The sequence below is a fragment of the Acinetobacter haemolyticus CIP 64.3 = MTCC 9819 genome (assembly GCF_000369065.1).
Lineage (GTDB): Bacteria > Pseudomonadota > Gammaproteobacteria > Pseudomonadales > Moraxellaceae > Acinetobacter > Acinetobacter haemolyticus.
Window position 1 is genome coordinate 111,431 of the sequence record NZ_KB849812.1, and the last position, 15,146, is coordinate 126,576.

12 protein-coding genes are annotated in these 15,146 nt (G+C 40.3%); 6 read left to right on the forward strand and 6 right to left on the reverse strand.

Translation table 11 applies throughout. The features are described from left to right. Positions 1-14: 14 nt before the first annotated feature. The 3 genes from F927_RS14685 (at position 15) to F927_RS14695 (ending at position 2,389) form a co-directional block, all read left to right on the forward strand. Positions 15-467: an RrF2 family transcriptional regulator gene (locus F927_RS14685; RefSeq protein WP_004641082.1), complete on the forward strand. Its 453-nt coding sequence runs from the start codon at positions 15-17 to the stop codon at positions 465-467. Positions 468-538: 71 nt separating this feature from the next. Then, a complete protein-coding gene (gene yihA / locus F927_RS14690; protein WP_004641084.1) occupies positions 539-1,315 on the forward strand; it encodes a ribosome biogenesis GTP-binding protein YihA/YsxC in 777 nt (258 codons plus the stop codon). Positions 1,316-1,444: 129 nt separating this feature from the next. Further along, positions 1,445-2,389, forward strand: coding sequence for a metal-dependent hydrolase (locus F927_RS14695; protein ID WP_005086849.1), 945 nt, complete (start codon positions 1,445-1,447; stop codon positions 2,387-2,389). A 73-nt stretch (positions 2,390-2,462) separates the two neighbouring features. Here F927_RS14695 and F927_RS14700 read toward each other — a convergent pair whose 3' ends face one another. From F927_RS14700 to F927_RS14710, 3 genes are all read right to left on the reverse strand, one after another. Further along, positions 2,463-4,580 (reverse strand): TonB-dependent receptor family protein, encoded by a 2,118-nt coding sequence (locus tag F927_RS14700; protein WP_005086851.1) that lies wholly within the window; start codon positions 4,578-4,580, stop codon positions 2,463-2,465. 319 nt (positions 4,581-4,899) lie between these two features. Next, positions 4,900-6,141, reverse strand: coding sequence for a dicarboxylate/amino acid:cation symporter (locus F927_RS14705; RefSeq protein WP_005086853.1), 1,242 nt, complete (start codon positions 6,139-6,141; stop codon positions 4,900-4,902). Between the two features lie 127 nt (positions 6,142-6,268). Beyond that, a complete protein-coding gene (locus F927_RS14710) occupies positions 6,269-7,141 on the reverse strand; it encodes an acyl-CoA thioesterase (protein ID WP_004641096.1) in 873 nt (290 codons plus the stop codon). A gap of 358 nt (positions 7,142-7,499) precedes the next feature. Here F927_RS14710 and plsB point away from each other — a divergent pair, with 358 nt between their 5' ends. After that, positions 7,500-10,052 carry a glycerol-3-phosphate 1-O-acyltransferase PlsB gene (gene plsB / locus F927_RS14715; RefSeq protein WP_004641098.1) on the forward strand — a complete coding sequence of 851 codons (2,553 nt, stop codon included), beginning with the start codon at positions 7,500-7,502 and terminating at the stop codon, positions 10,050-10,052. Positions 10,053-10,101: 49 nt separating this feature from the next. On the opposite strand, the gene F927_RS14720 is transcribed toward plsB, so the two are convergent. Both F927_RS14720 and F927_RS14725 read right to left on the reverse strand, forming a co-directional pair. Continuing rightward, positions 10,102-11,082 carry a putative solute-binding protein gene (locus F927_RS14720; protein WP_005086855.1) on the reverse strand — a complete coding sequence of 327 codons (981 nt, stop codon included), beginning with the start codon at positions 11,080-11,082 and terminating at the stop codon, positions 10,102-10,104. A gap of 143 nt (positions 11,083-11,225) precedes the next feature. Continuing rightward, positions 11,226-12,053, reverse strand: a complete 828-nt coding sequence (locus tag F927_RS14725; RefSeq protein ID WP_005086857.1) for an NAD-dependent epimerase/dehydratase family protein — start codon at positions 12,051-12,053, stop codon at positions 11,226-11,228. 18 nt (positions 12,054-12,071) lie between these two features. On the opposite strand from F927_RS14725, the gene recG reads away from it, so the two are divergent. Continuing rightward, positions 12,072-14,117 carry an ATP-dependent DNA helicase RecG gene (gene recG, locus F927_RS14730; protein ID WP_005086859.1) on the forward strand — a complete coding sequence of 682 codons (2,046 nt, stop codon included), beginning with the start codon at positions 12,072-12,074 and terminating at the stop codon, positions 14,115-14,117. Then, positions 14,110-14,769, forward strand: coding sequence for a ComF family protein (locus tag F927_RS14735; RefSeq protein ID WP_004641105.1), 660 nt, complete (start codon positions 14,110-14,112; stop codon positions 14,767-14,769). Before recG ends, F927_RS14735 begins: the two co-directional genes overlap by 8 nt. On the opposite strand, the gene F927_RS14740 is transcribed toward F927_RS14735, so the two are convergent. After that, entirely contained in the window at positions 14,738-15,145 is a 408-nt protein-coding gene (locus tag F927_RS14740) for an NUDIX hydrolase (RefSeq protein WP_020846335.1), read from the reverse strand. The two genes, F927_RS14735 and F927_RS14740, sit on opposite strands and share 32 nt — an antisense overlap. Between the last annotated feature and the right edge of the window lies 1 nt (position 15,146).

The following is a 15,146-nucleotide window of genomic DNA, read 5'->3' on the forward strand; positions in this document are numbered from 1 at the left end:
TTGAGTGAAATCCAATGCAACTCAATAAGTTTACTGATTATGCGCTTAGAATTTTAATGTATGTCGCTCGTCCGAGTGATGTACCTTATACAATCGCAGATATTGCAAAAGACTTACATGTCTCCCAAAACCATTTGGTTAAAGTGGTTCATTTTATGGGAAAGCAACAGTGGATTGTCACGATTCGTGGTAAAGGAGGCGGTCTTCGCCTCAATCCTGAAGCAAAAAGTCTCAAGCTAGGTGAGATCGTACGCACTCTGCAAGGTCATCAACACATTGTTGAATGCAATACCCCACCGTGTGTTTTACGCTCACATTGCGGGCTCAAAGGAATTTTAGACCAAGCTTTAGAAAGTTTTTATCAAAGCCTAAATCAATATACGCTTGGAGAGGTGATACAGCACGGCATTCTCCCTTCTTCGAAGCATTCAAATATTGAATTTCTAGAACTCATTCAAAAAGCATAACCATCACATTCGCACGATTGACTGACATCCTTTATAATAGCTTTGCTATTTCAATTCAAAAGTAAGCTTCTATGCGTCAGCGTCAACAATCCAAAGACACCAAAGCCAAACTCGCACCCAAACAAAAAATCAGTTATGAAAAAAAGACTGATCCTGCATTGACTGAATATGCGGTACAGTCTTTGAATTGGCTACGTCAAGCTGAGTTTTTAATGAGTGCGCCAAAACTGGCTTTGTGCGTAGAAGATACGGGATATGAAATTGCATTCGCAGGACGCTCAAATGCAGGTAAATCTAGCGCGATCAACGCACTGACCAATAAAAAGCAATTAGCACGCGCCTCTAAAAAACCAGGTCGTACACAAATGATCAACTTTTTTAGTTTAGGCAACCCAGATCAACGCCTTGTGGATTTACCGGGTTATGGTTATGCGGCCGTGCCTGAATCGATGAAAATTGTGTGGCAAAAAGAACTCGAAAACTATTTAATCCATCGCAAAAGCCTACAAGGTCTAGTCTTATTGATGGATATTCGCCATCCTCTACAGCACTTTGATTTGATGATGCTGGAATGGGCTCACTCTCGCCATTTATTTGTGCATATTCTTTTAACCAAAGCGGACAAACTGAATCGTGGTCCAGCCAATAAAACCCTACTTGATGTAAAACAGCAATTGAAGAAAATGAAATTAGATTTCTCGATTCAACTGTTTTCATCTCTGAATCGTATTGGTTTAGAAGAGCTCGCCAGTGTTATGGCAGGACGCTTAAATTACACCCTCGATCAACCCACTGAATTTGACCTTGATCAGATTCCTGAAGCCTCAGAAACAGACGCTGAAGAGTAAATTGCGCTTTTCATGCAACTTGATGCATAAAATAATTTTTAATTGTCCTGTATTGCTAAACACAAACACTAGGGAGTTTTCATATACTGCTTAGTGTTGGTTCATTGCACTATCGATTAGGACTAAACGATGAAATTACTATCATTTGTGAAGAACAAAGTTCTTGGTTCTTCGATTGACTATAAAATTCTCCCACGCAAAGTAAAATTTGACTGGGAAAAAACACCAGTAGACTGGATTCCAAACCAACCTTTCGCAAGTTATTTTATTAATGAAATTAATAACATATTACCTGCTGGTGAATTTTGGTTTTGCCGATTGTACAATAAAGTACTCCCGCAAATTACTGATGAAAAATTAAAGCAAGATGTCCAAGCTTTTATTCGTCAAGAAGCAATGCACGCTGTGGCACACACTTCTGCAAACAAGGAATATCTAAGCCAGCGCAATATAGATATTCAACGTAACTTAGATATTATGGACTTCCTTTTCACCAAAGCGCTTGCAGACAAGCCTTTTGATAAAGAAGTGCCACAGTTTCTAGAGCATCAATGGGATTTATTCCGTTTAGGTGTCATTGCAACTGTTGAACATATGACCTGTGTACTGGGTAAATATGCACTTTACAACAAGCGTTGGGAAGAGTTAGGTGCAGACCCTGAGATGATCGATCTCATCAAATGGCATGGCTCTGAAGAAATCGAACACCGCACGGTTGCATTTGATCTTTATCGCCATTTAGGCGGTGGCTATATTGCTCGTTATTATCTCAGTGTTGCGGTGATTATCGGCGTACTGGGTTTATGGGTAGATGGCGCAGCGCATATCATGAGCCAAGATCCTCGCTTTGCGGATAAAAAACCAAGTTTATTTAAACCTTGGATCTGGATTGAATGGTATAAACAAGGCCGCAAAGATGACCAAATCCTCCCAAATCCAATTTGGCTCGTTGCACAACAAATTGATTACCTCATGCCGTGGTATGATCCTGTCAAAGAAGGAAATACCCAAGATGCGGTCAACTATTTAAACAACTCACCTGCTGCGAAGCGCGCTTTACAACAAGCAGCTTAAAACAAATTATTGTTTACTTATACAAAAACCCCTCATCCTAGGATGAGGGGTTTTTCACAATCAGCAAATATAATTAGAAACGATAGCGAACACCAGCTTCAAACGAACGTTCAGGACCTACGTAGATACCTTGGCGTAAGCTCGCAATATAGCGCTTATCTTCTAAATTCTTTACTGCACCATAGAACTCAATTTGATCATTGAGTGTATAGCGAGAGGTTAAATCCACAGTCGTATAACCATTGATTTTACCCGTAAAGAAACCTGACGTGTTTTCTGTAATTGGCTTAGTATTCAAATCATCAGTAAATTGAGAGCCCGTGTAATTTGCACTCAGCTGAGTACGCAAACCAGCATAAGTATAACCAAAACCAAGATTTGCAACCCATTCTGGTGTGTATGGTACACGATCACCATCTTTTGATTTAAGCGTGCCATTTTTATTAAAACGATCACCCTTAAATTCTGCATCGGCAACCCAAGTCACGTTAGCAAACATATCAAAACCGTTTTCCAACTCAACACTAATCGCACCCTCAAGACCTTGGTTAAAAGTCTTACCACCATTAGTTGTTTGGAAATCAGAATTACTGTTCGCAGGGATGATTTGATTGTCAAAATCCATTCGGAAAGCAGTCAACTCATATTTAAAGATATCTTGCTGTCCTCTTAAACCGAACTCCCAACTAACCGCAGTTTCCGCGTCCAGTTTTTGATCTTTCATACCACTGAGGGAATCGCCATTCAAAGCAGGAGAAAATGCTTTGTATACACTACCATAGAGCTGTACTGCTGGAACTAATTGGAAAGTAAATCCCAGACCAGGCATCACTTCAGTATTTGAAGTTTTGACCGATTCACTCTTTTGTTTATCTTCTCGTTGTTGTTCATAGCGTTCAACACGAAGTCCTGGTGTGACTGATAATTGATCCGTTATATCCAAACGATTCTGAGCATATAATGCAACACTTTTTGCTGAATCTTTAGTGTCTTTAGCAATCGTGCCTGTACGTGGTGTTGCACGCTTTGCATTAATGGTTACATCATCCATCTTCTCATTCATCAAGCGTAGACCAACTTCAGCCTCACTTGGAATATTGAATAAAGTATGCTTTGCAACTAAACGGGTTTCAGCACCAATACGTTCAAATGTACGGTTATTACCATTCACACTGTCCGTATAGATCCAACGACCAGCTGCTTGCGAAGCTGCTCCATTAATGCCATAACGCCAGTAATCACGATTCATTTCACTCCAATACACTAGAGTCTGAAGTTCTGTATCGGCGTTGATATTCCAACGGTGGTTAATATCGAAGGAATTACGCTCTGTCAAAAACCAATCATCTGGTGCTGGATTATTCTTTTTCTTGGCGTGATATTCATTCAAGAACTGTCCACGATATGAAATATTGGCATCATTCTCATAATGGGTAAATTTAACACCTAACCATTGGTTATCACCAATCGCCGTGCCTGCTTTGATCACAGCGTCTTTCATTTCATAGCCTTTGTCCATGAAACCATCGCTTTTCGCCCAACTTAAAATTGCGCCAAAATTGCTGTCTCTATTTGGAGAACTACCACCGAGTTCAACCGTTGTTTTATAGGTTTCCCAAGATCCAATCGATACATCAACTAAAGCACCATCTTGAGGTTGCTTAGTACGATAGTTAATCACACCACCGATATTCGATGGCCCATAACGTAATGCCGAAGAACCTTTTAGTACTTCAATACTATCCATGCGCTGTACACGTGGATTGTAATAACGGCCATTTCCAACAAACAAACCCGGTGCAACAGGTACACCATCTTCTAAAATTAAGGTCTTATAATCCTGTGAACTAATACCGCGCATACCAATATTTGCGACAACAGCCGATTCTTCCTCAGGTTTCACATATACGCCAGAAACACGCTTTAAGATGTCCTCTGTCGATGTTGGAACAAACTGCTGAATCTGCTCTTGATCCACAATCACAGCCGCGCCAGGAATTTTTGAAACTGCATCATCTTGTGAGCCGATTACCTGAATAGTTGGTAGTACTACAGTTTTTCGATCTTGCTCAGTTGCAGCATGCAACATAGGCGCGAAACTACCAAATAATAAGCCACTCATCACGATTGGATTTTTTAGAAAAGAACGGTTTTTCATAGCTTCCCCCGAAGCAGCAAAAAGATGGATCATCTTTTCCAACCCAAAAACTAGTAAGTGGTTAAAAAAGACACCAAACAAAAACAGACAAATGATAGTGCAAATAAGAACGATTATCCATAAAATATTAATAATTTAGAAATAAATCACTTTATTTTCATTAATTTAATTTTAATTAAACCTATTTTATTAAATTAATATTCACACACTTTATTGTTTTAAATCTGCCTATTAGAAAATTCAATCATTATTTTTTAATTTACTTTTCAACCATTTCACATAAATGTATCTACTATATTGATGTGCCAATTTTTTAGTTAAGAAATAGAACTAATGCAAATTTTGCATCAGCTTACCCTTGATCTGTTGTGGACTCCGATGCATGTCGATCCACAACAACACTAATCATCATATCCCCCTGAACATTGACCACAGTACGTACAGTATCTAATAAACGATCAATTGGTAATAATATGGCAATCGCTTCCGCAGGTAAGCCAACAGACTGAAGCACCATAATCATGGTGACCATCCCCGCGCTCGGAATTCCTGGCGCACCTAAAGATGCAATAATTGCCACCAAGCACACAATAATTTGCTGCGTAATAGATAAATCTAGCCCCATTAAGTTCGCAATAAATAAGGCTGCTGCTGCCTCATAAAGTGCAGTTCCATCCATATTCAGCTGCGTCCCCAAAGGGATTACAAAGCCTGCGGTTTGGGGCCGAACACCTAGATTTTCCTGCGCACATTTTAAACTTAATGGCATTGTTGCCGAACTAGAACTGGTGGCAAAAGCAGTCACTAACGCCGTTCTGGCCCCACGAAAGAACGTGATCGGATCCATGCGCCCAAAAACCCATAGCAAAAGTGGTAATACCACAAGACCATGAAAAATCGTCGTCCCTGTCACCACCGCAGCAAACTCAGCTAAACGGCTCAAGACAGAAAGATCCTCTGTCACGATCAGCTTCGCCAACAGAGCAAAAATACCAATCGGAGCAAGTTTCATCACCCACCCAACCAGCATCATCATTATTTCAAAAAACTGCTGAAAACTATTCCGTACCAGTGCGAAACGTTCTCCCCCTTGTACCAAGGCCACACCTAAAAATAAGGCAAATACTACAACAGCCAATACATTCCCTTCACTAAATGCTTTGAATGGGTTGATTAAGGTGTTTTGGACAAAATTGCTTAGAAAACTCGAAGGAGTCAAAGTATCAGGGCTTTGATGACTCTGCATATCCGCTTGAAAAAGCTGAATATCAACACCTTTGCCCACATCAAAGAGATGAGCACATCCTATGCCTAAAATGAGCGCTAGTGTGGTCGTCGTAATGGAACATAATGCCGTGATCTTCCAAACACGACCAAATTGTCCGCCTGCTTGTAGATTAGATACGCCCACAACAATTGAACTAAAAATCAAAGGAATCAATAACATTTTCAAAAGACCAATGAAAATGCTGCTTAAAATTCCTAAGCCATAAAGGCTATGCTCTACAAATGCTGTTTCAGGGAAGGCGTTTAACAGGAAGCCAAACACTACGCCTAAAATGGCTGCAAATAAGATCTGGGTATTTAAATTCATTATCGGTATGAAAGCATGTTAACTTTTCAGTACTATCGCATGCTCAAACATAACAATCGAGCAATTTTTTGTCACATTTGCATCTTAAAAAAGCCATCATAATGATGGCTTTAATCTAATTTAATCGTTACTGCGTTTCAATTTCTCTGAGCCGAATCAAACCTTCTTGAACCGTGCTACAAACCAGCTGACCATTTTGCCACATACGACCAAAATTCAGTCCACGTGAACTTGCACTCACGGTTGCTTCCATTTCGTAGAGCATCCACTCATCTGCACGCAAAGGACGATGAAAATAAATCGTATGGTCAATACTTGCACACTGAAGATTTGGAGAAATCCAAGATAAACCATGTGGACGTAATGCTGTGGTCATTAACGTAAAATCAGAATAAAATGCGACAATCGCCTGATGTAAAGATATCTCATCAAGATTTTTTGCAATATCACCATGTGTACGAATGTAATGCGCATAAAATGGCGCTTCAGGCTGTGGCTGAAAAGGATTGACAGGCTGAACTGGACGAATCTCAACATGACGTTCACGCATGAAACTTGCTCGAACATTCTCTGGCACGAAGTTGAGCATACTTTCTTTTAATTCATTTTCAGATTTTAAATTTTCTGGTGCAGGATATTCAGGCTCTTTATGTTGGTAATTCAATCCTTCTTCTGGATTGGCAAAAGATACCATCGCCGAAAAGATAACACGTCCATGCTGAATAGCACGCACTTGACGACTGGCAAAACTTTTTCCATCTCGAAGAGAATCAACTTCATAAATAATCGGTGCGTCTACATCTCCACCATAGAGAAAATATGCATGAAGCGAATGCGCTGGACGATTGGTCGTATAGGATGCTGCTCTTAATGCTTGCCCCAAAACCTGTCCACCAAACACACGTTTGCCAACCAAATTACGACTATTACCCCGAAAGATATTGGCTTCCAGCCTTTCTAGCGTCAAAAGCTCGACGAGTTCTTGCGTTAACGCATTCATTTAATCACCTTTTTAACAACAATTAGGGAGAGATAATTCAAGCAAAAGCAAGGTCCTAGTGAGAATAAGGACTAGCACGAAACAAGAACAATTATATTAATCGAGATTTATCGATTAATACAGTTAGCACTCAATATAAATGTTTTTCTCAGTATAACTTTATATTTATAACCGCTAAAAATACGTTTTTTAACGATAAAATCTACCAAATACGCTATATTTTGTCAGAAAACAACATACCGTTTTATGTAAGAATACCGCAGAATGTCGTGTTCATGTTTGTGTATTGGACATGGCCTTGTGCTGTTTAGATTGCAGCGCTATGCATTTGCTTAGGGTTATCATTTAGGAGTTTGTAATGTCCAAGACTGGATTTGGTCAAATGTATCGCCAACTTTCGAGTAAGTTACTTGACCTTGTGGTTACACCACATATTCTTGGTGAAGTTCCTGTAGAGTCCACCACAGAACAAAGCACAAACGATGCAAAAAAAGTCGTGTGTTATGTATTACAAAACTACTCTCATAGTAATGCACTGGTGGTCGATGGTGAAACCCGTCGTCTACAACTCAAACCCGCTTTGGATCCTTTGAGTTTTGGCGATTATCAAGAAAAAAATTCTGTTCTTTTTTTACATCAAAATGACAATATTCTTTTTAATACACAAACCTTCCCACCTCGTCTTTTACAACTCATTGAAGCACTCGAAAAAAATCCAGAAATCGAAGTACAACTCATCCCTGTTACTGTGCTATGGGGACGCTCCCCTGATAAAGAAGATTCTTGGTTTAAGCTTTTATTTTCAGACACGTGGGCAACTCCAAGCACTGTAAAACAATTGGTAAATATAGGCTTACATGGTCGCCAATCGTATTTAGAATTCCATGAACCACAATCCTTACGAGAATTGGTTGAGTATGCCAAAACCAATCATCCAAATGTTTCGCCAGCTACGTATATTGCAAGCTCACTAGATAGCTACCTCGACCAACAGCGTGAAGTGGTACTCGGCCCAGATTTATCAGATCGTCGTAATGTAATGCAGTCTGTAGTGAAAGCACCTGACGTACAAGATGCGATTCGCCGCGAAAGTATTCAACATAAAATTAGTATGCTCGAAGCAGAGCGACGTGCGATTGGTTATGTAAATGAAATTGTATCAGACTATTCAGCCTCGGCAGTTCGCTTTGCTGATATGGCCTTAACACGATTATGGACACAGCTTTACGATGGTGTAGACGTACATAACTTTAGTACTGTCCGTGAACTTGCCAAAGATTACGAAATTATTTATACCCCATGTCATCGCAGCCATATTGACTATTTATTACTGTCCTACGTGATTTTTAAACGTGGTCTGATGATTCCTTATATTGCAGCCGGTGATAACCTCAATTTACCTTTTGTTGGTCAGCTATTACGTGGTGGTGGTGCTTTCTTTATTCGCCGTTCATTCCGTGGAAACGCACTCTATACCTCTGTGTTTAAAGAATATTTATACAGCATCTTATCTCGCAACACCCCAATCGAGTACTTTATTGAAGGTGGACGTTCACGTACAGGTCGCTTATTACCACCAAAAACAGGCATGTTGGCAATGACCGTACACGGACATTTACGTGGTCGCGCCAAACCGATTGCCTTTGTTCCGACCTATATTGGTTATGAACGTTTAATGGAAGGTTCAACCTATGTTGGTGAAATGCAAGGTAAACCTAAAGAAGCTGAATCCATTTTTGGCATTCTCAAATCATTGCGAAAAATTGAACGTATCTTTGGTAAAGTACATGTGAACTTCGGTGAGCCTGTATTCTTAGATGATGTATTAAAACAGCACAATGCTGACAAGATTCAAATTGAAAAGAATGATGCGCCAGCACCAATTGAAATTTCTCGTGTTGTCTCTGATTCAGCCAACCGTATCTTAGAAAACATTAACCGCGCAGTGGTGATCAACCCTGTATCGCTATTGTCTTTAATTTTATTGGCGACACCAAAACATACTTTAGATGAAGAAATTTGTGCAAAGCAACTAGATATCTATCGTGACCTTGCTGCTAAACAACCTTATGATCAACGTACCCAAGTGACGTCGTTATCGGGTAAAGAGATTATCGAATATGGCTTAAAACTTAAACTCATCAAACGCGTTCAACATGTCTTAGGCGATATTATTGCGATCGAAGACAATCAAGCCGTATTACTAACGTATTTCCGCAATAACATTTTACATGCCTTTGTCCTACCTTCGTTGGTTGCATCTTTGGTTGAACATAATGGTAAAATTCACAAAACAGATTTAAGCAATGTCATTCGTACCTTATATCCATTCTTAAAAGCTGAATTGTTTATGAAATGGCAGTCATCTGAGTTACAACAACAAATCGGTGCCTATATCGATGCCTTGTCAGAAATCGGGTTAATTTTCCAAGATCATGATGGCAATCTATTCAGCCCAACACCAAATAGCGAAGAGCATCAAAAACTTCTCACTTTGGCGATGCCAGTAAAACAAAGTTTAGAGCGTTATTACATGACCCTTGCGCTCATTACACAACGTGGCTCTGGCAATATCTCGACCAAACAAGTTGAAGAACTGAGTCATTTATTGGGTCAACGACTCTCTGTACTTTATGAGTTCAACTCACCTGAATTCTTCGATAAATCATTGTTCCAAAGTTTTATCAAGGTACTGACTCAGCAAAACTATATTCGCAACAATGAACAAGGCTTCATTGAATACGATGATAACTTTAGTGAAATGGCGGCAGGTGCTCAACTGGTACTGGATGAGACTACTTTGCAAATGCTGCAACATATCACCACATTTAGTGATGAAGAGCTTGCCGCTGCTTTAGAAGCGATGGCATCACAACAAGCAAAACGACGTTTAAAACGTAAAAAAGCATAGGTGCAGTAAAAATAAAACGGCAACTTTGAGTTGCCGTTTTTATTCATCCCTACTTTCTACATTCTATATATTTGGGGTCATCCAGACATCGTAATCGCCGAATCAGTTCAACCAAATAAGCATCATAATATCCCGATGCAACATAGCGATTGCGAATTCTGGTGACTAATGCATCATAGCCCTGCTTTTCGTAACTCGAAATATCTGCCCAATAATAGGCAGGCAAATGGTTTTCCCACTGCATCGCTTGTGCAGCCAATACATGGCTATTTTTTGCAAACCATGCGCGAATCGTATGACCAAATCCTGTAGGGTAAGCTTGTGGTCTGATTACAATATTGACTGCGAAATATGCAATAGGAAAATTGACTACTTGAGTCGATTCTCCAAATTCTTGTTTCAGGTTATACGGCAAAATACCATAGGCTGGCGAAGCCAAAATATCCATTTTCTTTTGTTTAAATAAATCAATCGCATTTGAGAAGTCCACATACGTAGGTTTTGCCCCAACACTTTGCGCTAATGCCAACTGCGGAGGGTTATCTACCAAAATGCCGATACTCTTATTCCTAAGCTGTGAAACTTTATTAATCCTTTGGGTATTCATAATCATATAAACCGTACCCACAGGAATCATTCCAACCGCTTCATACTCAGCTTCTCGCATACGCTTTTCAACATTCGGATTGGTAAATAACTGTAAAAATACACGTGCGGTTCGATTATTGGGAATTAAACCAATGGCGGCAGTACTACCCATAAATCGATTATAACGATAGGTATTAAAATTTGAGGCAACCAAACCTGAACATTCTTTTTGATCAAATGCTTTAATCGCCTCTTGTTCATTTTTAAACGTTTTAAATTTCAACTGTACTTGGCTTTGCATTGCATGCACACGTACATCTTGCAAACGACGGCTTATATCACCTTGAGTACTTAAAGGATCAAATACACACCATGTCTGCTCTCCAGCCCAACTGATTGTTGCCATCAGACCAAGTAACATCGAACACATTATTTTTTTCATCATTGACCTTCAATGCCTCGCTGCAAACCCTGTGCACAATTCAGGCAGTTCCTTTACGGAATCTATTGGTATTTAAAATCCAAAATCCATACCAAGTATTATGGGCGCTTAAATATCAAAAACACCTTAATATTGTTTTTAGTTTAATCTAATTTTTCAGCATTACTATGTGCCGATAAAGCTGCTGCGTAGTCATTAAAGCAAATCAAATGGTCAAATTTAAAACCTGTCTGCATTAATCTGGTTGCATAAATTCGTTTGCCTGTTTGCTGCTCAGTGAGAAGTTTTAAAAGAGGTAAACCTAACTGCTGTTGAAACCACTGCAAAATTTCATGCATTGGCAATGGCTGATTATTAGACACAATATAACTGGCTTCTACATGGGGCAGATCGACCAACAATGCTAAAAATTTCGCTAAATCATCGATATGAATACGATTGCTAAAATGCAGGTTTGGATAGCTTAAAGTCTGCTCAGCCAAACGCTTCAATCGTGCAATCGAGATGCCATAGATCCCCGTCGGTCTAACAATAATACTCTGCAGTGGATAATAGGACTGCCAAAGTAATTCCATCTTCCGTAATAAATGTCCTTGCTCATCAACTGGTTGGATTTCAGAATCATCATCAACTCGCTCCCCTGCATTCTGACCATAGACACGTGTTGAAGATACAATCACGATACGTTTTACAGGATGCGAGGCTAGCGCTTGTACAATCGGTTTAATGCTATCCACATAAGTGTGTTGGTACGCATCTAGACCACTTTGAGACGGGGCTAAGATCACATAAACCACATCAATCGGTGCTAGGTCAGTCACATCCAAGCAATGAACATCTTGAGTATAATGCGTCGCGTAACAATCTGTTTTCGGTGTACGACTAATTGTGCTAATGTGGTGACCACGCTCAAATAAGTGTTTAGCAACACGCTGAGATGTTTTACCATAACCAATAAATAAAATATGCATATATATCCTTGATCAAGAATGACTTCAGTCCAGCAGTTACAAGGCGTTGGTGCTGCCGCAGCGACCTTATTAGAAAAGCTTCATATTTTTAGCACGGATGATTTGTTGTTTCATCTGCCGCGTGACTATGAGGATCGTAGCACTATTATTCCGATGAATCAGCTCATGGTCGGACGTAGTTACCTGCTAGAAGGCGAAGTTCGTTCTATCGACTTTCCACCTGGAAAAAAGAAATCTCTTGCAGCATTGCTACAAGATGATTTTGGTAAAGTCACTTTGCGTTTCTATCATATCTACAAAGGCTTAACTGATCGTATTCAAGTAGGAAATCGATTACGCATATTTGGTGAAGTTAGAGTAGGTGCACGAGGGCTTGAACTTTATCATCCCGAGATACAAGTGATTCTACAGCACACGCCTTTGCCTAAAACACAACTGACAGCGATCTATCCGAGCACTGAAGGGCTCACGCAGCCCAAATTACGCGAATATGTGCGGCAGGCTTTGGCACATCATAGTGATGATTTAGCAGAGCTATTACCCAGTAAATACAGCAATGGTTATGAATTAAAACAAGCGCTGCATTATATCCATGAGCCACCGATTGATGCCAATATGTTACAACTCAATCAAGGTTCTCATCCCGCACAACAACGTTTGATTTTTGAAGAATTGGTTGCGCATCAGATTAGCCTGTTAACCCGTCGTGCCTATATTCGTCAAATTGCGGCCCCCCAATTTACCAGCAGTAAAGTTTTAGCCAAACAGCTCTTAGAATCATTGCCGTTTCAGATGACCAATGCCCAAAAGCGTGTATCAAAAGAAATCTTGCAAGATCTAAAACAACAGCAACCCATGTTGCGGTTGGTTCAAGGTGATGTTGGTGCAGGTAAAACACTTGTCGCAGCCATCGCAGCATGTCATGCACTTGAAGCTGAGTGGCAAGTCGCACTCATGGCACCGACTGAAATTTTAGCAGAACAACATTATTTGAATTTTAAACGCTGGTTTGAACCCTTAGGCATCGACGTCGCATGGTTGTCTGGTAAACAAAAAGGTAAAGCTCGCACCCAAGCAGAACAGCACATTAGAGAAGGCCATTCGCAACTGATCGTCGGTACACATGCTTTATTCCAAGACAATGTTGCATTTTCTAAGCTTGGTTTGGTCATTATTGATGAACAACATCGTTTTGGTGTTGACCAACGCCTTGCCTTACGCAATAAAGGTGCGGATCAATTTACACCACACCAACTCGTCATGACGGCGACCCCCATCCCCCGCACCTTAGCTATGAGTGCGTACGGTGATTTAGATACCTCAGTGATTGATGAACTCCCACCAGGACGTACACCCATTCAAACCGTAACTATTCCGCTAGATCGTCGCGAAGAAGTACTACAGCGAATTGCCCAAAATTGTCGTGAAGGTAAACAAGCCTATTGGGTCTGTACCTTGGTTGAACAATCTGAAACACTTGATGCTCAAGCTGCGGAAGCCACCTATCAAGAAATTAAAGAACGTTTCCCTGATCTAAATGTCGGACTTGTACATGGCAAAATGAAAGCCGATGAGAAACAAGCTGTTATGCAAGCCTTTAAAGATAATCAATCACAACTGTTGATTGCCACCACAGTCATTGAAGTAGGTGTGGATGTTCCTAATGCTTCGATTATGGTGATTGAAAATGCAGAACGTTTAGGCCTTTCCCAATTACATCAACTTCGAGGACGTGTGGGACGAGGCGCGACTGCGAGTTTCTGTGCCCTTCTTTATAAAACACCATTATCGCAAAATGGTCAGGAACGACTCTCCATCTTACGAGAAAGTAATGATGGCTTCGTGATTGCAGAAAAAGATCTAGAAATTCGTGGACCAGGTGAGTTGCTTGGAACTAAACAAACGGGAGACATGGGTTTCCGTGTGGCACGTCTAGAACGAGATGATCATTTACTGACACAAGCACATTATGTTGCAGAACAAATTCTGAAAGACTATCCGCAACATGCAGAAGGTCTATTAAAACGTTGGTTACCTGAAGCACCAAGATATGCTTATGTTTAAGTTACTTGGCAGTCAAACCCAACGATTCTTAGATCATTTCACTGCATGTGATTTATGTGAAATAGGAGCCAAACAATACTTTGGCGTATGCAAAAATTGTTGGGATGATATGCCTTGGTTAAAACAAACAATTGAACGCAATCAACAGCAGGTCTTCGTTGCCTGCCATTATCAATATCCCATCAACCGCATTATTCAACAATTTAAATATGAGCAGAAGCTACATCACCAGCGAGTGCTCAGTGGCATCTTACAACAAGTTAGACTTCCCAAAGTTCAAGCGATTGTTCCCATGCCCATTTCAACCGATCGCTTAGTCGAACGAGGCTTTAATCAATCTTTATTATTGGCTCAAGGCTTAGCACAAACGCTCAATATTCCAGTTTGGCAACCTGTTCGACGTTTAGCCCAACATTCTCAAAAAGGCTTATCCCGCCTAGAACGTTTGGAGAATATCGAGCATCAGTTTATTGCTCATCCACCGAATAAAATCCGTTATCGCAAAGTCTTAATTGTTGATGATGTCATCACGACTGGCAGCTCGATTGATGCATTATCCAAAAGCTTACGCCAATTGGGCTGCCAACAGATCTATGCTGTTTGTCTTGCTGCTGGTGGGGTTAAGGACTCAATCCTGCCATCTGTTGCTTAAGCATCCACGGGATCACCACCTCTTTGGTTAAAGGGGCGAGTAAAGTCGCTGAATCATTTAAATCAATCCATTTCATTTCTGCAATTTCTGCTGCAATCTGCGGTTGTTGTTTTAACTCAACCATGTAGAGATAACTGACTAATAGATGATCAGGTTCATTGGCAGCAGCTGTCTCAAACTTTCCAACAAATTGCTGGATCTCACACTCACAACCAATCTCTTCCAAGATTTCACGTTGAATCGTGATTTCAGGTGCTTCATTGATTTCCAATTTACCACCGACCTGCATAAATGCTTGCGTATTCTTTTTCCGCACCAACAAGAGTTGATCATGTTGATTTACGATGACCGCCGCTGCAACCGTTATAATTTTCAAT